Source organism: Mycobacteriales bacterium, from assembly GCA_036497565.1.
Lineage (GTDB): Bacteria > Actinomycetota > Actinomycetes > Mycobacteriales > QHCD01 > DASXJE01.
The window spans coordinates 1-23,173 of the sequence record DASXJE010000125.1; the positions used below are offsets into that span (position 1 = coordinate 1).

At 71.0% G+C, this 23,173-nt stretch carries 24 protein-coding genes; 4 read left to right on the forward strand and 20 right to left on the reverse strand.

Annotated features, from left to right (window positions below):
• From VGH85_11000 to dxr, 11 genes are all read right to left on the reverse strand, one after another.
• Positions 1–1,052 (reverse strand): ABC transporter ATP-binding protein (locus VGH85_11000; protein HEY2174327.1); only part of this gene is annotated, 1,052 nt, incomplete at its 3' end.
• The gene (locus VGH85_11005) at positions 1,036–2,082 is read right to left on the reverse strand and encodes an ABC transporter ATP-binding protein (GenBank protein HEY2174328.1); all 1,047 of its coding nucleotides are present in this window, start codon (positions 2,080–2,082) and stop codon (positions 1,036–1,038) included. The genes VGH85_11005 and VGH85_11000, both read right to left, overlap by 17 nt.
• Complete coding sequence (locus VGH85_11010; GenBank protein HEY2174329.1) at positions 2,079–3,134, reverse strand: ABC transporter permease; 1,056 nt, start codon at positions 3,132–3,134, stop codon at positions 2,079–2,081. Before VGH85_11010 ends, VGH85_11005 begins: the two co-directional genes overlap by 4 nt.
• Positions 3,134–4,165 (reverse strand): ABC transporter permease, encoded by a 1,032-nt coding sequence (locus tag VGH85_11015; protein ID HEY2174330.1) that lies wholly within the window; start codon positions 4,163–4,165, stop codon positions 3,134–3,136. The genes VGH85_11010 and VGH85_11015 overlap by 1 nt, the downstream gene beginning before the upstream one ends.
• 59 nt (positions 4,166–4,224) lie before the next feature.
• On the reverse strand, positions 4,225–5,820 hold the full coding sequence (locus tag VGH85_11020) for an ABC transporter substrate-binding protein (protein ID HEY2174331.1): 1,596 nt from the start codon (positions 5,818–5,820) through the stop codon (positions 4,225–4,227).
• Positions 5,821–5,918: 98 nt separating this feature from the next.
• Positions 5,919–6,641: an HAD family hydrolase gene (locus tag VGH85_11025; protein ID HEY2174332.1), complete on the reverse strand. Its 723-nt coding sequence runs from the start codon at positions 6,639–6,641 to the stop codon at positions 5,919–5,921.
• Between the two features lie 34 nt (positions 6,642–6,675).
• Positions 6,676–8,583: a penicillin-binding transpeptidase domain-containing protein gene (locus VGH85_11030; GenBank protein HEY2174333.1), complete on the reverse strand. Its 1,908-nt coding sequence runs from the start codon at positions 8,581–8,583 to the stop codon at positions 6,676–6,678.
• A 53-nt stretch (positions 8,584–8,636) separates the two neighbouring features.
• Complete coding sequence (locus tag VGH85_11035) at positions 8,637–9,485, reverse strand: GNAT family N-acetyltransferase (GenBank protein HEY2174334.1); 849 nt, start codon at positions 9,483–9,485, stop codon at positions 8,637–8,639.
• A 10-nt stretch (positions 9,486–9,495) separates the two neighbouring features.
• Entirely contained in the window at positions 9,496–10,653 is a 1,158-nt protein-coding gene (ispG, locus tag VGH85_11040) for a flavodoxin-dependent (E)-4-hydroxy-3-methylbut-2-enyl-diphosphate synthase (GenBank protein ID HEY2174335.1), read from the reverse strand.
• A 16-nt stretch (positions 10,654–10,669) separates the two neighbouring features.
• Complete coding sequence (locus VGH85_11045) at positions 10,670–11,893, reverse strand: site-2 protease family protein (GenBank protein HEY2174336.1); 1,224 nt, start codon at positions 11,891–11,893, stop codon at positions 10,670–10,672.
• On the reverse strand, positions 11,890–13,128 hold the full coding sequence (gene dxr, locus VGH85_11050) for a 1-deoxy-D-xylulose-5-phosphate reductoisomerase (protein ID HEY2174337.1): 1,239 nt from the start codon (positions 13,126–13,128) through the stop codon (positions 11,890–11,892). Before dxr ends, VGH85_11045 begins: the two co-directional genes overlap by 4 nt.
• Before the next feature lie 92 nt (positions 13,129–13,220).
• Here dxr and VGH85_11055 point away from each other — a divergent pair, with 92 nt between their 5' ends.
• Entirely contained in the window at positions 13,221–13,649 is a 429-nt protein-coding gene (locus VGH85_11055; GenBank protein ID HEY2174338.1) for an NUDIX domain-containing protein, read from the forward strand.
• A 91-nt stretch (positions 13,650–13,740) separates the two neighbouring features.
• The gene (locus VGH85_11060; protein HEY2174339.1) at positions 13,741–14,046 is read left to right on the forward strand and encodes a DUF2631 domain-containing protein; all 306 of its coding nucleotides are present in this window, start codon (positions 13,741–13,743) and stop codon (positions 14,044–14,046) included.
• A 10-nt stretch (positions 14,047–14,056) separates the two neighbouring features.
• Here VGH85_11060 and rlmN read toward each other — a convergent pair whose 3' ends face one another.
• Positions 14,057–15,154, reverse strand: a complete 1,098-nt coding sequence (rlmN, locus tag VGH85_11065; GenBank protein ID HEY2174340.1) for a 23S rRNA (adenine(2503)-C(2))-methyltransferase RlmN — start codon at positions 15,152–15,154, stop codon at positions 14,057–14,059.
• 68 nt (positions 15,155–15,222) lie between these two features.
• Between rlmN and VGH85_11070 the strand changes: the two genes are divergently transcribed.
• The gene (locus tag VGH85_11070; GenBank protein HEY2174341.1) at positions 15,223–16,029 is read left to right on the forward strand and encodes a helix-turn-helix transcriptional regulator; all 807 of its coding nucleotides are present in this window, start codon (positions 15,223–15,225) and stop codon (positions 16,027–16,029) included.
• Here VGH85_11070 and VGH85_11075 read toward each other — a convergent pair.
• The 5 genes from VGH85_11075 to rpsB form a co-directional block, all read right to left on the reverse strand.
• Positions 15,987–16,856: a phosphatidate cytidylyltransferase gene (locus tag VGH85_11075; protein ID HEY2174342.1), complete on the reverse strand. Its 870-nt coding sequence runs from the start codon at positions 16,854–16,856 to the stop codon at positions 15,987–15,989. The two genes, VGH85_11070 and VGH85_11075, sit on opposite strands and share 43 nt — an antisense overlap.
• Positions 16,856–17,413: a ribosome recycling factor gene (gene frr, locus VGH85_11080; GenBank protein HEY2174343.1), complete on the reverse strand. Its 558-nt coding sequence runs from the start codon at positions 17,411–17,413 to the stop codon at positions 16,856–16,858. Before frr ends, VGH85_11075 begins: the two co-directional genes overlap by 1 nt.
• A gap of 37 nt (positions 17,414–17,450) precedes the next feature.
• Positions 17,451–18,167 carry a UMP kinase gene (gene pyrH / locus VGH85_11085; protein ID HEY2174344.1) on the reverse strand — a complete coding sequence of 239 codons (717 nt, stop codon included), beginning with the start codon at positions 18,165–18,167 and terminating at the stop codon, positions 17,451–17,453.
• A gap of 34 nt (positions 18,168–18,201) precedes the next feature.
• The gene (gene tsf / locus VGH85_11090; protein ID HEY2174345.1) at positions 18,202–19,056 is read right to left on the reverse strand and encodes a translation elongation factor Ts; all 855 of its coding nucleotides are present in this window, start codon (positions 19,054–19,056) and stop codon (positions 18,202–18,204) included.
• Positions 19,057–19,198: 142 nt separating this feature from the next.
• Complete coding sequence (gene rpsB, locus VGH85_11095) at positions 19,199–20,197, reverse strand: 30S ribosomal protein S2 (GenBank protein HEY2174346.1); 999 nt, start codon at positions 20,195–20,197, stop codon at positions 19,199–19,201.
• Positions 20,198–20,536: 339 nt separating this feature from the next.
• Between rpsB and VGH85_11100 the strand changes: the two genes are divergently transcribed.
• Positions 20,537–21,124: a M23 family metallopeptidase gene (locus tag VGH85_11100; protein HEY2174347.1), complete on the forward strand. Its 588-nt coding sequence runs from the start codon at positions 20,537–20,539 to the stop codon at positions 21,122–21,124.
• Positions 21,125–21,139: 15 nt separating this feature from the next.
• Here VGH85_11100 and VGH85_11105 read toward each other — a convergent pair whose 3' ends face one another.
• The 3 genes from VGH85_11105 to VGH85_11115 are packed head-to-tail and all read right to left on the reverse strand — an operon-like array spanning position 21,140 to position 23,067.
• Positions 21,140–22,111 carry a tyrosine recombinase XerC gene (locus tag VGH85_11105; protein HEY2174348.1) on the reverse strand — a complete coding sequence of 324 codons (972 nt, stop codon included), beginning with the start codon at positions 22,109–22,111 and terminating at the stop codon, positions 21,140–21,142.
• Between the two features lie 32 nt (positions 22,112–22,143).
• Complete coding sequence (locus VGH85_11110) at positions 22,144–22,464, reverse strand: GNAT family N-acetyltransferase (protein ID HEY2174349.1); 321 nt, start codon at positions 22,462–22,464, stop codon at positions 22,144–22,146.
• A gap of 27 nt (positions 22,465–22,491) precedes the next feature.
• Positions 22,492–23,067 carry a helix-turn-helix domain-containing protein gene (locus VGH85_11115; GenBank protein ID HEY2174350.1) on the reverse strand — a complete coding sequence of 192 codons (576 nt, stop codon included), beginning with the start codon at positions 23,065–23,067 and terminating at the stop codon, positions 22,492–22,494.
• Positions 23,068–23,173: the final 106 nt, after the last annotated feature.

Consider the following 23,173-nt stretch of genomic DNA (forward strand, 5'->3'; position numbering starts at 1 on the left):
ACCGGTCGCTCGTCGTCGTAGGCCTTCTCGCCGAGCTCGGTCCAGCGGTTCTCCAGCATGGTCCGCAGGTCGCGGGTCTCCCAGCCGCACCGGTCGAAGGCGACCGGGCAGCGGGGGTGGAACGAACAACCCAGCGGCGGCGAGATCGCGTCGGGTATCTCGCCGCGAGGCAGGTCGCGCGGGACCATCCGGGTGGGATCCGGCTCGGGGATCGCCCGCAACAGGGCGCGGGTGTAGGGGTGTTTGGGATCGGCGTAGATCTGGTCGGCGGGCCCGATCTCGACGATCCGGCCGAGGTACATGATCGCGATGCGATCGCAGAAGAACTTCGCCGTGGCGAGGTCGTGGGTGATGTAGAGGTAGGTCAGTTCGAGGTCGTTCTTCAGGCCGATCATCAACTCGAGGATCTTCGACCGCACGCTCATGTCGAGCATCGACACCGGCTCGTCGGCGACCAGGAGCTGCGGGTCGAGGATGATCGCCCGGGCGATGACGGCACGCTGCTTCTGCCCGCCGGACAGGTCGCCGGGGTACTTCCCGATGAACCGGTCGACCGGGCTGAGCCCGACCCGCTCCAGGGCGTCCCGGACCCGACGGTCGATCTCCCGGCGGTCCTTGGCGAGCCCGTGGATCCGCAACGGGTGACCGACCGCGGTACCGATGTCCATCGCCGGGTTCAACGCCGCATTCGGATCCTGGAAGATCATCTGCAGCCGCCGCCGCAACGGCCGGAACTCGCGCTCGGACAATCCGGCGATGTCCTGCCCGTCGAGGACGACGCTGCCACCGGTCGCCGGGACGAGATGCAGCAGCGCGCGGCCCAGCGTCGTCTTGCCGCTGCCGGATTCGCCGACCAGGCCGAGCACCTCCCCGCGGCGCAGGGTGAAGTTCACCCCGTCGACGGCCCGGACCGACCCCTCCTCCCGCCCGATCAGCCGAGAGAGAAATCCGCCGCGCAGCGCGAAGTGGACCTGAAGATCGCGGACGTCGACCAGGTCGGATTCGTCGGTCGCGGCGGCCGTCCCGGTGTCGTGCTCAGGCTTCGTCGGCAACGGAGATCTCCTCCCGCTCCAGCGGTTCCCGGTCGTCGCCGGTCATCTGCTCCTCCGGGCCGTGCAGCCAGCAGGCGACCCGGTGCTCGGCGGCGATCTCGAGGTCGACCGGGTCGCGCTGCGGGCAGATCCGCATCCCGTCCGGGCAGCGGGGATGGAACCGGCAGCCACTGGGCGGGTCGGCGAGATCCGGCGGAGCGCCGGCGATGTGGTGCAGCGCCGTGGTCGACAGCGAGATCGTAGACGCGAGCAGTTCGCGGGTGTAGGGATGCGACGGGTCGCTGAACACCTCGCGGGCGTCGCCGACCTCGGCCAGCCGGCCGGCGTACATCACCGCGACCCGGTCGCAGGCCTCGGCGACGATGCCGAGGTTGTGCGTGATCAGCAGCAGCGCGGTGTCGAAGTTGCGCTTGAGGTCGGCGAGGATCCCGAGGATCTGCGCCTCGACCAGTACGTCGAGGGCGGTCGTGGGCTCGTCGGCCACGAGGAACTTCGGCCGCAGCACCAGCGCCAGCGCGATCATGATGCGCTGCCGCATCCCGCCGGAGAACTCGTGCGGGTATTCCTCGAAGCGAGTCGGCGGGATCCCCATCGCGGCGAGGGTGTCCAGCGACCGGCGCCGCATCTCGGCCTTGGACAGCCCCTTCTCATGGGTACGGAGGACCTCGAGGAAGTGCCCCGACACCCGCATGAGCGGGTTGAGCCGGGTCATCGGTTCCTGGAAGATCAGGCCGAGCTGCGGGCCGCGCAGTCCGCGCAGATCGTGGTCGGACATGCCGACCAGATCCTGCCCCTCGAAGTACACGTGTCCACCGGCCTTCGCGCCCCGCGGCAGCAGTCCGATGAGGCCGCGGCCGAGGCTGGACTTCCCGCAGCCGGACTCGCCGACGACGCCGAGCACCTCCCCCGGCTGCACGTCGAAGGTCACTCCGTCGACGGCGCGGACCGCACCCCGGTCGGTGCCGTAATAGACCCGCAGGTCGCGTACGGAGAGGGTCGCGCCGGGCGCACCGGACGTCGGGCCGGTCACTGCCGCAGCCGTTCTTCTGCTTCGGGATCCTCGATCGGCTCGGCATCGTCGAGGGTCGCCACCGGAAGGTCGACCCGGGTGAAGACCCGCTGGCGCAGGACCGGGTTGATCACGTCGTTGAGCCCTTCACCGACCAGGGTCAGTCCGATCACCAGGAGCACGATCGCGCACCCCGGGAAGACCGCCGTCCACCAGATCCCGGCACCGACGTCGGGAATGGCGCGCTGCACGTCGTAACCCCACTCGGCGGCGACCGTGGGGTCGATGCCGTAACCGAGGAAGCCCAGCCCGGCAAGGGTCAGGATCGCGTCGGCGGCGTTGAGGGTGGCGATGACGGGAACGGTCTGGATCACGTTGGCGAAGATGTAGCGCATCACGATCGACGACGAGCGGGCACCGAGGGCGCGGGCGGCCTCGACGTAGGGCTCCTCGCGCACGGACAGCACGCTGTTGCGGACGACGCGGAAGTACTGCGGGACGTAGACCGCGGTGATCGCCACCGCCGCGGTGATGATGCCGCCACCGAGCGGCGAGTTGGACAGCAGGAACGAGATGACGATCGCCAGCAGCAGGTAGGGAAATGCGAACAGCGCGTCCATGAAGAGCACCGCGACCCGGTCGAACCCGCCGCCGACCCAGCCGGACAGCAGGCCCAGCGGGACACCGATGCACAGGGCGAGCGCGACCGCGAGCAGTACGACCTCGAGTTCGGTGCGCGAACCGTAGACCACCTGGGCGAAGACGTCGGTCTGCATGACGTTCGTGCCGAACCAGTGCGCGCTCGACGGCGGCGCCAGCTTCGGGAACGGCTTGCCGTTGCTCTGGTACTGCGCGAACCCGTACGGCGAGATCCAGGGGGCGAAGACCGCGAGCACGACGAAGAGCATCGTGATGGCGACCCCCACCCACAGCAGCCACCGGGGCATCCCGCGCGCGGCCCGCACCGGTGCGAACATCCGGCGCGCGCTGCCGAGCGGTCCCCGGCCTGTGCGGCCGTCGGAGGGCGGCGGGGGCGAGGCGGTGGTCGGCGTCGAACCGATGTTGGCGGTCACTAGTAACGCATCCTCGGATCGGCCCACGCGTTGATGAAGTCGATGAGCAGACTGATCACGACGACCGCCAACGCGAAGACGGTGATGATTCCCTGTACCGCGATGTAGTCACGGTTGTTGAGGTAGTCGATGAGGGCGTGCCCGATTCCCGGCCAGTTGAACGTCTCCTCGGTGAGCACCGCCCCGGACAGCAGCAGCGCGGCCTGCAGACCCATCACCGTGATCACGGGCACCAGCGCGTTACGGAAGGCGTGCCGGAAGACAACGCGCGGCTCGTTGATCCCGCGCGCCCGCGCGGCTTCGATGTAGTCGTGGCGCAGTGTCTGGATGACGTTGACGCGCACCAGCCGGATGAAGACCCCGGACAGCAGCAGGCCGAGCGTCGTCGCCGGCAGGATGAGGTGTTTGAACACGTCCCAGAAGGCAGCGGTGTTGCCGTCGATGATCGTGTCGATGAGTAAGAAGTTGCTGTGCGTCTGCAGGAACGCCTGGGTCAGCGGACTCGCCTGTCCGGAGGTGGGTAACCAGCCGAGGTCCTTGCCGAAGATGAGCTGGGCGAGCAGGCCGGTGAGGAAGACCGGGGCCGCGTAGATCACCACACCGAACGTGCGGCCGGAGGCGTCGAACCAGGTGTCGCGGTAGCGGCCGCACAGCAGGCCGACCGGGACACCGACGATGATCGCGACGACGAGCGCGCCGACGGTCAACTCCAGCGTCGCCGCGCCGCTGGTCTTCACGACGTCGATGACCGGCCGGTGGTCGGTGATCGTCGTACCGAAGTTTCCGGTGATGACCTGTCTGAGGTATTCGCCGTACTGCACGATGAGCGGCCTGTCATAGCCCGCCGCGGCCCGCCGGGCGGCGAGCTGCGCCGGGGAGAGCTTGCCGCCCAGCGCCGCCTGGATCGGGTCGCCCGGCGCGACCCGCATCAGCAGGAAGACGAACGTCAGCAGGATGAGCACCATCGGCAGGACGAGGAGCAGCCGCACCAAAAGGTACGAGCGGAGCGAGCCGCTGTTCTTCTTGGCCATTCCCTGCCTTCTCTACCGCGCGGGCGTCGTCGCCGCCCCGACACAGTACGAGAACGTGCTCAGGACTTGCCAATCAGCCAGTAGCGGAACGTGTAGGACGGGTCGAGGGTGCTCGCGACCCCGGTCACGCCCTTGCGCTGGACGGCGATCTCCTTGCCCTGCCAGATCGGGATGATCGGGGCCTGCTGCGCCCCGATGAGCTGGACCTGGCCGAAGGACTTGGCCCGCGCCGATGGGTCGGTCGACTTACGCTCGGCCGCGATCGCCGAGTCGACCTGCGGGTTGCTGAAGTGGTCGTTGAGGAAGGACAGCGGCGAGGTGCCGTAGAACGGCGCGGCGTAGTCGTCGGAGTCGGGGTAGTCCGGGAACCAGCCGAGCTGGAAGGACTGGTACTGGTCGGTCGGGTAGGCGCCGCTGTACTGGTCCCACTCGGCCGAATGCAGGTTGATCTTGAACAACCCGGTGGCCTCGAGCTGCCGCTTGATCGTGGTGTACATGTCGGCCGAGGTCTCGCCGTAGTGGCTCGGGGTCCACCAAAGGTCGAGGCTGACCGGCGTCTTCACTCCCGCCGAGGACAGTGTCGACTTGGCCTTGGCCGTGTTGGGCGCGTCGCCGTAGACCTGCTTGAACGACTCGGTGTGACCGGTCAGACCGGCCGGGATCATCGAGTAGAGCGGGGTAACGGTGTTGTTGTAGTCGCTCTTGGCGATGGCGGGCCGGTCGATGGTCAGCGCCATGGCCTTGCGGATCGCGAGCTTCTGCGCGGCCGACCCGCCGGGCATGATCTTCTGGTTGAAGACGATGTACTGGATCTCCGCGCCCTGACCCTCGACGACCTGGACGCCGCGGCTGCCTTCACCGCGCAGCGAGGCGATGTCGGTGGGGCTGAACGTCCGGTAGGCGACGTCGGCGTCGCCGCCCTCGACCGCCAGCTTCAACGCCGACGCCTGGGTGTAATAGCGGACGATGACGCCGCTGTTGTGCAGCTTCAGGGTGCCGGCGTAGTGCGGGTTGGGCTTGAGGACGAGCTGCTGACCGTCCTGGTACTTCGACAGCTCATACGGTCCCGAGCCGACGATCTTGTCGTTGGCGACCAGCTTGGTCGGGGGGAACACCTTCGGGTCGACGATGGCGTTGCTCGGGTCGCCGAGGATGTCGGGGAAGAGCGCGAACGGCTGTTTGAGGGCGAAGACGACCTTGTCACTGCCCTGCGTGGTGACGCTCTTGACCGGGTCGAGCAGGCTGGACGCGCCGTTCGGGGCCTTGATCTTCAGGTTGCGGGTGAAGGAGTAGACGACGTCCTTGGCCGTCACCGGGTCGCCGTTCCAGAACTTCTGGCCGGACCGCATCGTGCAGACGTAGGTGGTCGTGTCGGTGAAGGCGCACGACTTCGCCGCGTCGGGCGTCGCCTTCGTGCTTCCCGGCGGGAAGAAGAGCAGCGTCTGGTACATGCTGTACATCGGCGTCCACGACCCCTGGTCGTAGGAACCTGCCGGGTCGAAGGACACCACCTTGTCGGTGGTGCCGACCACGATCGGCTTGCCGGTGCCGCCGCTGCTGCTGCCGCCGCTGCTACTGCTCCCGCAGGCGGTGGCGATGAGTGCCACGGCCGCGAGCAGGGTGAGGCCCTGCGCCATACGTCGGCGTTGACGCATCGTCGTGCTCCTGTCCTCCACGGCCGGCCGGACGACCGCCGCCCCTGATCGAATCACATCGGAACGGTACGACGCGCCACGCTGCAGTCACGGGAAGGTCACATTGTGGGGGTGTCGCCCCACCCGAGCACCACCGGGAGGACGTCGGCCAGGCGCTGCACCGTGGCGTCCGGGTGCCCGGTGACCGGTCCGTGCTGATGTGCCGGAATCCGGCTGTGCGGTACGTGGATGGTCCGCATCCCCACGTGCTGCGCACCGTGAACGTCGTCCCACAGCCGGTCACCGACGAAGACGGTGCGGCCGGGGTCCGGCCCTCCGACCGCCTCGAGGGCCGCCCGGAAGGCGTTCGGGTGCGGCTTGGTCCACGCGATCTCGCTGGAGTAGACGGCGCCGTCGATCAGATCGAGGATCCCGTCCCGCCGGAAGACCGCCTCGTGATGGGACCGCGGCCACAGCGTGTTGGAGAGCACCCCGACGCCGACGCCCGCCGCCCGCAGTCCGGCGAGCATTTCCGGCACGTCCGGGTCGACCAGCGTGTGCGGCTCCCAGAACTGCAGGTATGCCGCCAGCGCCTCGGCATGACGGGGACCCGTCGGTTCGACGCCGGCCCCGCGGAAGAGGTCGTCCAGCGTTCCGCTGGCCTGCTCCTCGCGGGCCCGGGTCCAGGCCGCCTCCTCGCCGGCGAGGAGCGTCGCCGCCAGGTCGTCGGCGCGAGCCCGATCGTAGGCCTCGGCGTAGGCCCGCCAGGAGCCGAGCAGATCCAGGTCGTGCCACGGCGTGAGCGTGCCGCCCCAATCGAAGATCACCGCGTCCACGGTCATCGCGGCGTCCTCTGCTCCCTCGTCGCCCGGGCGGTCAGTGCAACGCGCGGAGGAACGTGTTGGCGATCGGCACCGCGGTGGTGCTGCTCGACTCCCCGCCTTCGACGAAGACGGCGAAGGCCAGATCGCCCTGGTAGCCGACGAACCAGGCATGGGAGTGGGGCGGGACCGCCGTGCCGTACTCCGCAGTGCCGGTCTTGCCGTAGACCGGGCCACCGGGGACCCCGTCGACCCCGGTCGCGGTGCCGGAGGTGACGACCGCCCGCATGAAGGGCTTCAGCTGGGCGAGCACCGAGGCCGGCGGCACCGTCGGCCGGTGCGCCGGGGTGTCGCCCCGGCCGGTGACCAGGACGGGTGCAGGTGTCGACCCGTGCGCGGTCGTCGCCGCTACCAGGGCCATCGCGAAGGGGCTCACCAGGACCCGGCCCTGCCCGATCGCGTCGGCGGCCCGCTCCGTGTCGTCGCGGGGCGCCGGGAGCGAGCCGGAGAACGAGGTGACCGGGAGCGACCAGCCGGCGCCGATCCCGAACTGCTTCGCGGTCGTCGGCAGGTCCGCTTGGCCGAGCTTCTGCGACAGCATCGTGAAGCTCGTATTGCACGAGTGCGCGAACGCGGTCTGCAGCGAGACGGTGCCGAGGTCGAAGGAGTTCTCGTTGTGGAACGTCTTGCCGAAGACCGTGGTCTGGCCCGGGCACGGCACCGAGGCGTCGGCGGCGACGGTGTGGTGTTCGAGCAGCGACGACGCCGTGATGATCTTGAAGGTGGAGCCGGCGGGGTACTGCCCCTGCATCGCGATGTCGAACGTCGTCGACGGGCTGTTGGCGACGGCGAGGATCGCGCCGGTCGACGGTCGGATCGCGACGATCGACGCGTGCTTGCCGACCGTGGCCAGCGCTGCGTCGGCGGCGTTCTGCACGGAGACGTCGAGGGTCGACTTCACTGGCGTACCGGGCCGGGCCGGCACGGTGCCGATCGTCGTCGCGTCCGGGTTGACCGTGGTGCTCCCGGGTGCGACGTCGCCGCCGTGGGTGGAGACCGCCTGGATCTTCGCGCCGGCGCTGCCCGCGAGTTGCTTGTTGTAGGCCGCCTGCAGCCCGGACGTCCCGAGGTCGTCGGTGGGGAGGTAGCCCGGGCCCAGCGCTTTCAGGACCTCGGCGCTGGCCGGCCCGACCCGGCCCAGCAGCAGCTTGGCGAACTGCGCGGTCGGGGCGAGCTGTTCGACGCCGGTGTGGAACACGGTGCCGGGCACATCGTGGATCTGCGACCGCACCTTGAGGTAGTCGCTGCGGCGCAGGGTGATGACCGAGACGAAGGCGGTCGGCTTCGCCTGTTTCACCGCGGACTCGATCTGGGCCGCGTCGACGTGCACGGTGCGGGCGAGCAGGTCGGCGAGGTGCGGGAGATCGGTGACCGTGCGCGGCTCGATGCCGACCTCGACGACCGGCACCGCGGTGAACAGCGGGTGGCCCTGGTCGTCGAGTATCGGTGCCCGCGGGGGAAGGCTGCGGGTGGCGACCAGCGTCTGATCCTTGCGCAGCTTCGGGTGGATGTCGGCCGGGCTCCAGCTGACCTGCCAGGTCCCCGACTTCGTCTTGTCCAGCGGAAGCTCGCCGGCGTAGGTCCAGGGACGGCTGACGCCGCGGATCGTCCAGTGCGCGGTGAAGGGGACCTTCGCCGACGAATCCTTGACCGTCGCCGTACCGGTCGCGAAGGAGACGGCTGAGGCGTTCAATCCCACGGTCGCGGCCCGCAGCGCGGCGGTGGCGCGCGCGCCGTTGCTCGTCATCCCCCCGGCGCGGGCGTTGTCGCCTTTCGCCCAGGCGTCGAGGAACGACCGCGCCGACGCGGCAGACTGGGTCGCCGGATCGCCGCCACCTGTGCACGCCGCGAGCGCGCCGAGCAGCAAGACAGCGACGAGCACCGGGAGAACGCGCTTTCTCACACGTTCATCCTGCCAGCACCCGCCGACGGGTTTTTCGCGCGGAGACCGTCGGCTCAGAACAGCACCGACATGAATGTCCCGACCCGCTCGAAGCCGACCCGCGTATAGGTCGATCGGGCGGGCTGGTTGAAGTCGTTGACGTAGAGGCTCACCACCGGAGCGATGTCGCGCAGCGCCGCGACGACTACGGCCGCCATCCCGGCGGCGCCGATGCCGCGACCGCGGTACGCCGGGTCGACCCACACGCCTTGCACCTGGCAGACATCCGGGGAGACCGCACCCACCTCAGCCTTGAAGACGACCCGTCCGTCGACGATCCGGGCGAACGCGAGACCGGCCGCGACTACCTCCGCGACCCGCGCCCGGTAGAAGGCCCCGCCGTCGCGCCCGACCGGCGACACTCCGACCTCTTCGGTGAACATCGAGATGCAGGCCGGCATCAGCGTGTCGAGCTCGTCGGTGTGGACTCTGCGCACCGCCGGATCGGCCGCGATCAGCGGGGTCGCGCGGATGGCGAGCAGGGGCTGCCGCGGGCGGATGGAGCGGGCCGGTCCCCAGTCCGGTTCCAACTGCTCCCACATGGGCTGTACGGCGTCGGCCGGACCGACGATCGACGAACAGCGCCGGCCGAGGCGCCGCGCGCGGTCGGCGAAGGCGCGCAGCGCCTGCGGCCGGGAACCGACCGGGACGAGGTTTGCGCCCGAGTAACAGGCGCCGACCAACTCGGGCGCGCCGTAACCCCAGATCTCGCCGGCCGGCGAGTGCGACCGGAGTCCTCCGGCGTGCACCCGGGCGGCCACCGTGCAGTGCGACACCGGGTCGGCGGCGAGCAGCCTGCGCAGCGCCGCGGCGTCCGTGTCGTCGAGGACCCGCGCTCCGAGAGTCCTTACCGCACCGGCCATGTGATCGGCGCTACGAGACGCTGACCTGGGGATCACCGGACGCGACACCCGCGTCGGCCATCTCCTCAGCCATCCGAGCGGCCTCCTCCACCAGCGTCTCGACGATCTGAGACTCCGGAACGGTCTTGATGACCTCGCCCCGGACGAAGATCTGTCCCTTGCCGTTGCCCGACGCCACCCCGAGGTCGGCCTCGCGTGCCTCGCCGGGACCGTTGACCACGCAGCCCATGACGGCCACGCGCAGCGGCACCGACAGCCCGTCCAGGCCCGCCGTGACCCGGTCGGCGAGCGTGTAGACGTCGACCTGGGCGCGACCGCAGGAGGGGCAGGAGACGATCTCCAGCCCGCGCTGGCGCATCCCGAGCGACTCGAGGATGCCGATGCCGACCTTGACCTCCTCGACCGGCGGCGCGGACAGCGAGACGCGGATCGTGTCGCCGATCCCCTCGGCCAGCAGTGCCCCGAAGGCGGTCGCCGACTTGATCGTGCCCTGGAACGTCGGCCCCGCCTCGGTCACGCCGAGGTGCAGCGGGTAGTCGCACTGCTCGGCCAGCTGCCGGTAGGCCTGGATCATCGTGACCGGGTTGTGGTGCTTGACCGAGATCTTGATGTCGCGGAATCCGTGCTCCTCGAACAACGAGCACTCCCACAGCGCCGACTCCACCAGGGCCTCGGGCGTGGCCTTGCCGTACTTCTCGAGCAACCGCTTGTCGAGACTCCCGGCGTTGACGCCGATGCGGATCGGTGTGCCGTGGTCCTTCGCGGCCAGGGCGATCTGCTTGACCTGGTCGTCGAACTTCTTGATGTTTCCGGGGTTGACCCGCACCGCGGCGCAGCCCGCGTCGATCGCCGCGAAGACGTACTTCGGCTGGAAGTGGATGTCGGCGATCACGGGGATCTGTGACTTGGTGGCGATGGCCGGCAACGCGTCCGCGTCGTCCTGGCTGGGTACGGCGACCCGCACGATCTGGCAGCCGGAGGCGGTGAGCTCGGCGATCTGCTGCAGCGTCGCGTTGATGTCTGCGGTGACGGTCGTCGTCATCGACTGCACCGACACCGGCGCGTCTCCTCCGACGAGTACACCGCCGACGTCGATCTGGCGGCTCGAGCGTCGGGCGGCCAGCGGCTCGGGTGGAACCTCCGGCATTCCCAGCGATACGGCGGTCATCAATCCCTCTTGGCTCTCATGGTCGGAACGGGTTGGCGATCGGGTTGACGATGTCGGCGATGATCGTGAGCACCGAGATCCCGCCGAAGAGCAGGATCACGACGAACGTGGCCGGCATCAGCTTGTTCATGTCTACTCGCCCCGGGTCGGCTCTGCCGTGCAGCCTCGCGAACCAGGCCCGGATCTTTTCGAATATCAGTACGGCGATGTGGCCGCCGTCGAGCGGGAGCAGCGGGAACAGGTTGAACACGCCGATGAAGATGTTGAACGACGCGAGCAGGAAAAGGAACAGCAGCCAGGATCCCGCAGCCACGGCCTGACCGCCGATCCGGGAGGCTCCGACGACGCTGACCGGGCCGTTGGGGTCACGCTTCTGCCCCTCCAGGGCGCGGACCAGGCTGGGCACCTTGCCGGGGAAGCGGCCGATCGCACCGAACGTGGCGTCGAGCACCGATCCGCCGAAGCGGGCGGTCGCCGCGAACGCGCCGCCCGGCCCGTAGGTCTCGGTGGCCGCCCCGGCGATGCCGATCGCACCGACGGTGGCCAGGCCCGCGGCGTTCTTGGCCTCGCCGCCCTGCGGTGGGCGCTGCACGCTGGCCAGCCGCAGGCTCGTCGTGCGTCGTACGCCGTCGCGGATGTAGGTCAGCTGCACCTCTTGACCCGGGCGCGCGCGGATCCTGGACACGAGCGCGTCGTAACCGGTGACCGGTGCACCGTCGAGAGCGACGATCCGGTCGCCCTTGTGCAGGCCGGCGAGGTAGGCCGGCGCGTTGGTCACCCCGGCCGGACACGGCGTCACGGTGGTGTTGCTCTTCTCCGACGCGGGCACGCACCGGCTGACCTCTCCGACGATCGCGCGGTTGGTCGGCAGGCCGATGGCGATGGCGGTGAAGTAGAGGATCACGAAGGCGATCAGGAAGTGCGTGAACGATCCGGCGGCGAGCACGATCAGCCGCTTCCAGGCGGCGAACCGCCAGAACGCCCGCGGTTCGTCGGCCGGGGCGACCTCTTCGAGGTGGGTGAATCCGGCGATCTTGACGAAGCCGCCGGCCGGGATGGCCTTCAGGCCGTATTCGGTCTCCCCGCGCCGGAAGGAGAAGATCTTGGGCCCGAAGCCGATGAAGTAGCGCTCGGCCTTCATTCCGAAGGCCTTGGCGGTGAGCAGGTGGCCGAACTCGTGGATCGCGACCGACAAGCCGAGAGCGACCGCGAACAGCACCACGCCCACGGTGAAGTTCATCGATCCCTCCGAGGACCCGGTGGAGCGCCCGCGAGAACGCCGTCGGCCTCGACGGCGCTGGTGAGCTCGCCGGCCCGGTGCCGGGCCCAGGACTCTGCCTGGAGGACGTCCGGGACGGCGGTGGGGTTCCCGAAGACCGGCGCGTCGGCGAGCACCTGCTCGACCGTGTCGACGATCGCGGTGAAGGACAGCCGCCCGGCCAGGAACGCCGCCACGGCCTCCTCGTTGGCGGCGTTGAAGATCGCGGTGGCGAGCCCGCCAGCGGCTCCGGCCTGCCGGGCCAGCCGCACGGCGGGGAACGCGTCCTCGTCGAGCGGGAGGAACTCCCACCGCCCCGCCGTGGTCCAGTCCATCGCCGGTGCCGCGTCGGCCACCCGGTCCGGCCAGCCCAACGCGACCGCGATCGGCAGCCGCATGTCCGGGGGGCTGACCTGGGCGATCGTCGACCCGTCGACGTACTCGACCATCGAGTGCACGATCGACTGCGGGTGTACGACGACGGCGATGCGGTCGTAACTCAGATCGAAGAGTTCGTGCGCCTCGATGACCTCGAGGCCCTTGTTGACCAGGGTGGCGCTGTTGATGGTCACCACCGGGCCCATGTCCCAGGTGGGGTGCGCGAGCGCGTCGGCGACGGTGACGTCGGCCAGGTCGGCGCGGACCCGGCCGCGGAACGGTCCGCCGCTCGCGGTGAGCACGAGCCGCCGTATCTCCGAGGCCGATCCGGAGCGCAGGCACTGCGCCAGTGCTGAGTGCTCGGAGTCGACCGGCACGATCTGACCCGGCCGGGCGTGGGCCCGCACCAGCGCGCCGCCGGCGACCAGCGACTCCTTGTTGGCGAGGGCGAGCACGTGGCCCGCGTCGAGGGCCGCGAGGGTGGGGGCGAGGCCGATCGATCCGGTGATCCCGTTGAGGACCACGTCGCAGGGATGGGCCGCGACCTGCGTGGCGGCGTCGGCTCCGGCGACCACGGCGGGTTCGGGAGCGGGCCGCCCCTGCTCGGCCGCCAGCGCCGCGACGGCATCGTGCAGGTCGCCGAGCACGCTCGCGTCGGCGACTCCGACGATCTCCGGAGCCAGTGCCACGACCTGGCGGGCGAGGTCGTCGACCCGGCCACCCCCGGCCGACAGCCCGACCACGCGGAAGCGGTCGGGGTTGCGGTCGATGACGTCGATCGCCTGGGTACCGATGGATCCGGTCGACCCGAGCAGCACGATGTCCCGCGGAGTCGTCACGGCCCCCATTGTTCCATTGTCGGTCCTCCGGCCGGGTGACCGCGCCCGGCACAATCCGGGTGCGGGCCGGAAATGTCGGGCACACTGCGTCGATGCGGCTCGGGGTCAACGTCGTGGTGCTCGACGCGACCGGCCGGGTGCTGCTCGCGCGCCGGGACGCGCCCCCGATCTGGAACCTGCCCGGCGGCGGGGTCGAGCCCGATGAGGCGCCGTGGAGCGCGGCCTGCCGGGAGACCGCCGAGGAGGTGGGCCTCGAGGTGGCGGTGGACCGGCTGACCGGCGTCTACGACCGCTCCCCGGACGGCGATCCGGTCCTGGTGTTTCTCGTCCGGGTGCTCGGCGGCCGCGCGACGGCCTCGGCGGAGACGACCGAGATCGGGTGGTTCGACCCCGATGCGCTCCCCCGGCCGATCAATCCCTACCAGCCGCAGCGGATCTGGGACGCCGTGCACCCACAGGCGGCGCCGGCCCTACGCCATCAGCCAGGACCCTCGGTGCGCGAGCTGTTCCCGGACCCCTGATCCGGCCCGGATGCGGGTGGGCCGGTGCCGAGTCGCCGGCCCTGAGATGATGGGATGTGCGGTGGTTTCCGGAGCCTGGCCTGGAGGAGCAGTGACGAGCAACGAGCGCGACCTGGCCGAGCAACGGCGTACCGACGTCGAGCGGCACGAACCCACCGACGGTGCGCCGGCCGTGCGGGAGGCGCCGCACGAGAAGCCGGAGGACTGGGGCTGGCACGCGGAGATGGGCGTCCTCGCCCGCGGCGCCGGGTGGATCTCCGCGGCGATCCTGCTGGTGATGATCATCGGCAACGACATCGGCCACATCGCGCAGATCTGGCTCATCGGGCTGGCCGCACTGCTTGTCCTCATGCTGCTGCGCGACCGCCACCAGCGGAAGAACTCCTGGCGCGGCTGACGGCGCCGGCTTACTCCTGCTCGCCGGCCAGCTGACCGCAGGCGCCGGCGATCTCCCGGCCGCGGGTGTCGCGGACCGTGGTCGGCACGCCGTGCGAGCGCAGCCGCCGGACGAACTCCCGCTGCACCGGCTTCGGGCTGGCGTCCCACTCGCTCCCCGGGGTCGGGTTGAGCGGGATGAGGTTGACGTGGGCGAGCCGCCCGGCGAGCAGCTCGCCGAGCGCGTCGGCCCGCCACGGCTGGTCGTTGACCTCGCGGATGAGCGCGTATTCGATCGAGACCCGGCGGCCGGTGCGGTCGGCGTAGGCCCATGCGGCGTCGAGCACCTCGTCGACCGGCCACCGGGTGTTCACCGGCACGAGCGTGTCGCGCAGCTCGTCGTCCGGGGCGTGCAGGGACACCGCGAGGGTCACCCGCAGCTGTTCGTCGAGCAGCCGGCGCATCGCCGGTACGAGGCCGACGGTGGACACCGTGATCGACCGCTGGGACAGCCCGAAGCCGTCCGGACTGGGATCGGTGAGCCGGCGCACCGCCGAGATCACCCGGGCGTAGTTGGCGAGAGGTTCGCCCATACCCATGAACACGACGTTGGTCACCCCGGCCCCCGGCGCCTCGCCCGCTGAGGCGAGGGCGCGGGCGCCGGCGAGCACCTGCTCGACGATCTCGCCCGTGGAGAGGTTGCGGGTCAGACCGTTCTGGCCGGTGGCGCAGAACGGGCAGGCCATGCCGCAGCCGGCCTGACTCGAGACGCACATCGTGATACGGCTCGGGTAGCGCATCAGCACGCTCTCGACCAGGGTCCCGTCGTGGCAGCGCCACAGGGTCTTCTGGGTCGCGCCGTCATCGCAGCTGATCTCGCGCACCGGGCGCAGCAGCTGCGGCAGCAGCAGGCCGGCCAGCCGGTCGCGGCTGGCCGCCGGCAGGTCGGTCATCGTGGCCGGGTCGGCGGCCAACCGGGAGAAATAGTGGGTCGACAGCTGCCGGGCGCGGAAGGCGGGCTCGCCCGCGGCGACCACCGCGGCCCGCCGGTCTTCGGGGGTCAGGTCGGCGAGGTGCTGCGGAGCCGGCCCGCGGCGGGGCGGGTCGGCGAGGAGCGGGAGAGCGGTCATGACGGTCCAGTCTCCCACGGCCCGCTGCTTCGGTCGGCACCGAAGTGTCGACGTCGTACGGTCGACGCATGGATGCCGACGCTGACCTCGCGGTGGTCGCCGGGCTGATCGGGGACCCGGCCCGGGCCCGGGTGCTGGTCGCGCTCGGGGACGGGCGGGCGCTGGCGGCGAGCGTGCTCGCGGCGGAGGCGGGGGTGAGTCCGTCGACGGTCAGCGGCCACCTCGGCAAGCTCGTCGACGCGGGGATTCTCACCGTGACCGCCCAGGGCCGGCACCGCTACTACCGGCTGGCCGGGCCGGAGGTCGGGGAGGCGCTGGAGGCGCTGGCCCGGATCGCGCCGCCGGCGCCGGTGCGCTCACTGAAGGAGGGCACCCGGGCGCATGCGGTACGCCGGGCCCGGACCTGCTACGACCACCTGGCCGGACGGCTCGGCGTGGCGGTGATGGCCGGACTGATCGAGCGCGGCGCGATCGTCGGCCACGACGGGCGGCACCTGCCTGCGGCCGCGGGTCGGGACCGGCTCTCCTCCCCCGGCTGGGATGTCGACTACCGGCTCGGGGAGGGCGCGGGCATCGTGCTGGAGCCGCTCGGCGTCGACCTCGACGCCCTGCTCGAGAGCCCCCGGCGACGACCGCTGCTGCGCTACTGCGTCGATTGGAGCGAGCAGCGCCATCATCTCGCCGGTGCGCTCGGAGCCGGCCTGCTCGACGCGTTCATTCGCTCCGGTTGGCTCCTGCGGGCGCGGGCCGGCCGCGCGGTGCACCTCACCGATGACGGCGAACGCGCGCTGTCGCAGCGGCTCGGGGTCTCGCTCGCCGATCCGCTCGAGGGTCAGTGCATCGAGACGGGTACGAACGCGGCCAGCAGCAGGTAGGACACCGCGGCGGCCGGCAGTAGCGAGTCGAGCCGGTCCATCACGCCACCGTGGCCCGGCAGGATCGTGCCCATGTCCTTCACCTGCAGGTCGCGCTTGAGCATCGACTCGCCGAGGTCGCCGAGGGTCGCGGTCGCCGCGACCGCGAGTCCGAACAGCACACCGGTCCACCAAGACCTGTCGAAGAGCTGGGTCAGGAAGACCGAGCCGGCGATCACGCAGAGCAGCGCCGAGCCCGCGAAGCCCTCCCAGGATTTCGCCGGGCTGACGGTCGGCGCCATCGGGTGCCGGCCGAAGAACACCCCTGCCGCGTAGCCGCCGACGTCGCTGCAGACCACGGTCGCCATGAACACGATGACCCGGCGTGCGCCGTCCTCCGGTATGGCGAGCAGCACGGCGAAGCCGGCGAGGAACGGCACGTAGAGCGTGATCAGGACCGCCGTCGACGTGTCGTGCAGGAAGCCGGCCGGGCCGCGGCCCAGCCGCCAGATCAGGCAGGCGAGGCAGGTCAGGAGGAACGCCATGACCAGCGCCTCGCTCCCCCGGAACCAGGCGGCGCCGACCATGGCGATCCCGCCGACCAGAAGCGGAACGAGCGGCGGGTGCGCGTCCACGTGCGCCATCGACCGGGTGATCTCGGTGATCCCGACCGCCACCGTCACGGCCAGCACGATCACGAAGCCGCCGCGGTAGGTGAAGAGGGTCGCCACGACGATCCCGCCGAGGACGACCCCCACACCGATCGCCGCCCGCAGATCCCGGCCGGCCCGGCCTTGGCCCGACCGCTCCGCCCGCCCCTCCGGCTCCGCGCTGTGGGTGGGCGGCATCAGATCTCGAGCAGCTCGGCTTCCTTGTGCTTGAGCAGCTCGTCGACGGACGCGACGTACTTTCCGGTCGTGTCGTCGAGCTCCTTCTCCGCCCGGTGGACCTCGTCCTCCCCGGCGTCGCCGTCCTTCATGATCTTGTCGAGGGCATCCTTGGCGTGCCGGCGGACGTTGCGGATCGACACCCGCGACTCCTCGCCCTTGTGCCGCGCGACCTTCACGAAGTCCCGCCGCCGCTCCTCGGTGAGCTGGGGGAAGACGACCCGGATGATGGTGCCGTCGTTGCCGGGGTTGACCCCGAGGTCGCTGTCCCGGATCGCCCGCTCGATCGCGCCGAGCTGGCCCGGGTCGTAGGGCTTGACGATCGCCATCCGCGGCTCGGGCGTGCTGATGGTCGACAGCTGCGGCAGCGGTGTCGGGGTGCCGTAGTAGTCGACGACGATCTTGGCGAACATCTGCGGACTCGCCCGCCCGGTGCGGATCGCGCCCAGCTCCTCCCGGGCGACCGCAACCGCCTTCTCCATCCGCTCTTCGGCGTCGAACAGGGTCTCGTCGATCACGGTGTGGCCTCCTGGGTCAGGCGACTGCGTCTTCCGGTCAGCCGGCGGCGCTGACGATTGTCCCAATCTTCTCACCTGCGACGGCCCGGGCAATGTTGCCGGACGTCATGAGGTCGAACACGACGATCGGCAGATCGTTGTCCATGCAGAGGCTGAACGCCGTCGCGTCGGCGACCTTCAGCTCCCGGGCGATGACCTCCTGGTAGCCGATGTGGTCGATCTTCGCGGCGCCCGGGTGGTGCGCCGGATCGGCGTCGTAGACGCCGTCGACCCCGCTCTTGCCGAGCAGCACGACCTGACACCCGATCTCGAGGGCGCGCTGCGCGGCACAGGTGTCGGTGGAGAAGTACGGCGCCCCGAGGCCGGCGCCGAAGATCACGACCCGCCCCTTCTCCAGGTGCCGCACGGCCCGGCGGGGGATGTAGGGCTCGGCGACCTGACCCATGGTGATCGCGGTCTGCACCCTCGTCTCGACGCCCTGCTTCTCGCAGAAGTCCTGCAGTGCGAGGCAGTTCATCACCGTGCCGAGCATGCCCATGTAGTCGGCCCGGGCCCGGTCGATGCCGCGCTCGGAGAGCTGAGCTCCGCGGAAGTAATTCCCGCCGCCGACCACGACCGCGACCTGCACTCCCGAGCGGACGACGTCGGTGACCTGCTCGGCGATCCGGGCGACGACGTCGGGGTCGACGCCGAGCCCGCCGCCACCGGCGAGCGCCCCCCCGGACAGCTTCAGCAGGACCCTGGTCCACGTCACAGCATGCCTCCTCGGGCGGCGGGCAAGGGGGCGGCTAGGACTGCCCGACGCGGTACCGCGCGAACCTGCGTACGGTCACGCCCGCCTCGTCCAGCACCGCTCCGACGGTCTTCTTCGGCTCCTTGACGAACGCCTGATCGGTGAGGGTGACGTCCTTGACGAACCCGTTGAGCCGGCCCTCGATGATCCTCGGCAGCGCCTGCTCGGGCTTACCCTCCTCGCGCGCGGTCTCCTCGGCGATCCGCCGCTCGGTGGCGAGCGTCTCGGCCGGGATCTCGGCGCGGGTGACGTAGCGGGGCACCATCGCCGCGATGTGCTGCGCGACGTCCTTCGCGACGGTCGGCTGCTCGACGTCGAGCTCGACCAGCACTCCCACCGCCGGCGGCAGGTCCGGCATCGTCTTGTGCAGGTACGCCGCGACGTACCCGCCGGCACCGGAGGCGGTGTCCGGGGCGAACCGGTCGAACCGGCGTACCTCGATCTTCTCCCCCATCGAGGCGTTGGCCTCGTCGAGGATCTGCTTGACCGTCGACCCGTCGTGGGTGGTCGCCAGCAGCGCGTCGACGTCGGCCGGCCGGCCCTCGGCGATGATGTCCGCCACGGTCGCGGCCAGCTGCTGGAACCCGTCGGTCTTGGCGACGAAGTCGGTCTCGCAATTCAGCTCGACCAGGACACCGGTCTCCCCGCCGTCCAGCCGGGCCGCGACGAGCCCGTTGGACGCCGTACGCCCCTCACGCTTGCCGACGCCCTTGGCGCCCTTGACCCGCAGGACCTCGACGGCCTTGTCGATGTCGCCGTCGGCCTCCTGCAGCGCGTTCTTGCAGTCAAGCATGCCGGCACCGGTCAGGTCCCGGAGCTTCTTCACATTTGCTGCGGTGTAGTTCGCCATCTCGTCTCTCGTCTCGAATGTCTCGGCGGCAAGGTCTCGGCGGCGAGTCCGATCCGAGCCGTGCCCCCGTGGTGTGCCACCGGTGACGTGCCACCGGTGGCGCGGCTATGCCGACCGACGCTGTCTGCGCCGGGCCGGACGCTCAGCCCTGCTGCGCAGTGCCCTCGCCGCTCGGTGCCTCAGTCGCCGGTGCCTCAGTCGCCGGTGCCTCGGCCGCCGGGGCCTCGGCCGCCGGAGCCTCGGCCGCCGGAGCCTCGGTCGCCGGTGCCGAACTGGCGGGTGCGTCGGCGGCCGGTGCCTGGGCCGTGGCCGATCCGCCGGTCGACCCCGACTCCGGGGCGGCGTTGGCGCCGACCAGCAGGTCGCGCTCCCACTCCGGCATCGGCTCGTCCTGGCCGACGGCTCCGGTCGGCTCCGGCTTGTCGCTGCCGTCGGACGCCTGGGCGTTGGCCCCGGCACGCACGATCAGACCGTCGGCGACCGCGTCGGCGATGACCCTCGTGAGCAGCGTGGCGCTACGGATCGCGTCGTCGTTGCCGGGGATCTTGTAGTCGACCTCGTCGGGGTCGCAGTTGGTGTCGAGAATCGCGACGACGGGGATGCCGAGCTTGCGGGCCTCGCCGACCGCGATGTGCTCCTTCTTGGTGTCGACGACCCACACCGCGCTCGGCACCCGGGCCATGTCGCGGATGCCGCCGAGGGTGCGGTCGAGCTTGTCCTTCTCCCGCTGCAGGATCAGCGACTCCTTCTTCGTCATCACCGTCGTGCCGCCGGTCTGCTCGATGGTCTCGAGCTCCTTCAGGCGCTGCAGCCGCTTGTGGACGGTTTGGAAGTTGGTGAGCATGCCGCCCAGCCAGCGGTGGTTGACGAAGGGCATGCCGACCCGCTGCGCCTGCTCGGCGACCGCTTCCTGGGCCTGCTTCTTGGTGCCGACGAACAGGATCGTCCCGCCGTGCGCGACCGTCTCCTTGACGAAGTCGTACGCCGAGTCGATGTAGGTCAGCGTCTGCTGCAGGTCGATGATGTAAATGCCGTTGCGCTCGGTGAAGATGAAGCGCTTCATCTTCGGGTTCCACCGGCGGGTCTGATGTCCGAAATGGACGCCTGCGTCAAGCAGGTTCTTCATGGTGACGACGGCCATCGGGCGCGTCCTCTCTTGCTCGCGCGCCGGAGCGCGCTCCTCGGTTGTCGCGGTCGACCGGGTGGCCGCCGCCCTGGTGCCCGACTGCGGTGGCCGATGAGCCCGGCGGACCGGGACCGAGGCGACCTCCGCCGTCCCCGCCGCGGGCGGGGAGGAGGGCACGCGAAGTCGACCCGCCGAAGCGAGCCGCACGGCCAGTGTACGGGGTCGGCGACTCGGAGCGGCATTCCGTTACCCGACCCGGCCCGCGGGCGCAATCAGCTGTCCACAGCGGGGCGGCTTGTCCCCAGATCGCCGGCGGTCGCTGTGCCCGCCCGGTCGGTCCGGCACGGTGCCGGTATGCGGATCGGACGCGGAGCGGGTGGGCGGGCGATCGGGCTGGCCGTGCTCGTGGTGGCACTGTCGTGCGGTGCCGTCGCCGCACGCGCCGAGATCGGCCCGGCGCCGTCGCGGGGCGCGGCGAGACCGGCCGTCGCCCCGCGGATCGCCGCCCGGCCGCCCGACGTCGCGGCGAGCACCTGGCGGTGGCCGCTGCCCGGCCGGCCTCGGGTCACGCGGGGGTTCCGGCCGCCGAAGACCGCCTACGGCCCGGGGCATCGCGGTGTGGATCTCGCCGGCACGATCGGCGAGCCGGTGCGGGCTGCGGGTCCGGGGGTGGTCGGGTTCGCCGCGCAGTTCGCCGGCCGCGGGGTGGTCACGGTCCATCACCCGGGTGGCCTGGAGACGACCTACGAGCCGGTCACCGCCGTCGTCCGGGCCCGGGCGACGGTCGGCCCGGGCGACCTGCTGGGTCGGCTCGAGCCGGGACATCCGGGGTGCCCGGTCGCGGCGTGCCTGCACTGGGGCCTGCGCCGCGGTGCGGTCTATCTCGACCCCTTGCTGCTGGTGCGCCCCGTGCGGGTGCGGCTGCTCCCGCTGCCCGGATGAGCGTCGCGCCGCGGATCAGGCCCGGGGATGGGCCTGGCGGTAGACCGAACGCAGCCGCTCGGCCGAGACATGGGTGTAGATCTGCGTCGTCGCGAGACTGGCGTGACCCAGGATCTCCTGCACCGTCCGCAGGTCGGCGCCGCCTTCGAGCAGGTGCGTCGCGGCGCTGTGCCGGAGCCCGTGCGGCCCGAGATCCGGCGCTCCCTCCACCTTGGCGAGCCGCTCGTGCACGATCCGCCGTACCGTCCGCGGGTCGATGCGCCGGCCGCGACGGCCCAGGACGAGCGCCGGACCGCTGCCCGCCACCGCGAGCGCCGGCCGGCCGTGTCGCAGCCATGCCTCCAGCGCGGTCTCCGCCGGTACGCCGTAGGGCGCTCCCCGTTCCTTGCCGCCCTTGCCGAGGACGCGGACCAGGCGCCGGTCGCGGTCGACCTCGTCGATGTCGAGTCGCACCAGCTCACCGACGCGGATCCCGGTCCCGTAGAGCAGTTCGACGACCAGCCGGTCGCGCAACCCCAACGGCCCGGAGTCGGCGACCGAATCGGCCAGCGCGCCGGCTTGTCCGGGGCGCAGCACCGGCGGCAGTTCCCGGTGCGGCTTCGGACTGGCGAGCAGTAGTCCGGGATCGTGGTCGAGCAGCCCGGTGCGGTGGGCGTGCGCCGTGAACACCCGGGCGGCCGCGGCCCGCCGGGCCAGGCTGGCCCGAGCGGCCCCGCCCGACCGCAGCCGGGCCAGCCAGCTGCGCAGGACGGCGACATCGAGATCGCTGAGAGCGCCGGCCGAGTGCCGGCTGAGGTGGTCGAGCAGGCTCACCACGTCGCCGACGTAGGCGCGGACGGTGTGTTCGGAGAGTCCCCGCTCGAGCGACAGGTGCCGCTCGAACGCGTCGAGGGCCGCACCCGAGGACGGGGGTAGTGCCTGACGTTGTACAGCGCGCGGTCCGACCCCCGGTCGAGTGCCGGCTCGAGCCACATCGGTCGCAGGCACGGACATACGGTGCTCCGGCGGACCGGTGGTGGTCAAGCAGTTCCGTCGGACAGACCGAACAACGACCGGTCCTGCTCGGGGACCAGGTCGCGGTACTCCTCGTGCCGCTCGATGAAGCCGAGGACGAACGGGCAATAGGGAAGCACGGCCAGCCCGCGGGCGCGGGCGTCGTCGAGCGCGTGCCGGATCAAGTCGCTCGCCAGACCGTGCCCGGCGAACCGGGGGTCGATCTCGGTGTGCACGAAGTCGATCCGCCCGGGCTGCGCGCGGTACGCGGCGAAGCCGGCGAGTTCGCCGTCGGTCCGGATCTCGTAGCGGTGTGCGTCCGGGTGGTCGGTGACGGAGACGGGCACGATCGGCACCTCTCAACAGGCGTTGGGTCAGTCCGCGGCGGGCGGAGCACCGGCGCGGTGGCGGAGCCCGTCCATCAGCAGGTCGAGCAGGCGGCGGGCCTGATCCCGCTGGGCCGGTTCGCCCGCGGCGAGGGACACCCCGCTGAGGCCGGCCAGTACGTCGCCCGCAGCGACGTCCGTCCGCACCGTCCCGGCCGCCGCACCGGCATGCAGCAGGTCGGTGAGGGTGGCGACGAGCCGGTCCCGGCTCTGCGCGTAGGGATTGCCGCCGGAGGCGATCACCGCCCGCAGGGCGTCCGCCATTCCGCGCTTCGTCGTCATGTAGTCGACGAAGCGGTCCATCCATACCCGGAGCGCGCGGTCGGCCGGCAGCGTCTGCAGAAGCTCCGCCGCCGCATCGCAGAGCCGCGCGAGTTCGTTGCGGTAGGCCGCCTCGACCAGCGCGTCGCGGGTCGGGAAGTGCCGGTAGAGGGTCCCGATCCCGACGCCGGCGTCCTTCGCGATCGCCTCGAGCGTGTCGTCCGGACCGCCCGCGGAGAATGCCCGGACGGCGGCGTGGAGGAGTCGGTCGCGGTTGCGTCTCGCGTCCGCGCGCTGGCGAATGGCCGGCACGGCCCTCCTTCCGGAATCGCTTGCTAAGCGGAGGGGGCTCCGGTTATCGTGATGGCAGTGAGCGGAGGCGCCTCCGCTTCGAATACTACCGGCTTCC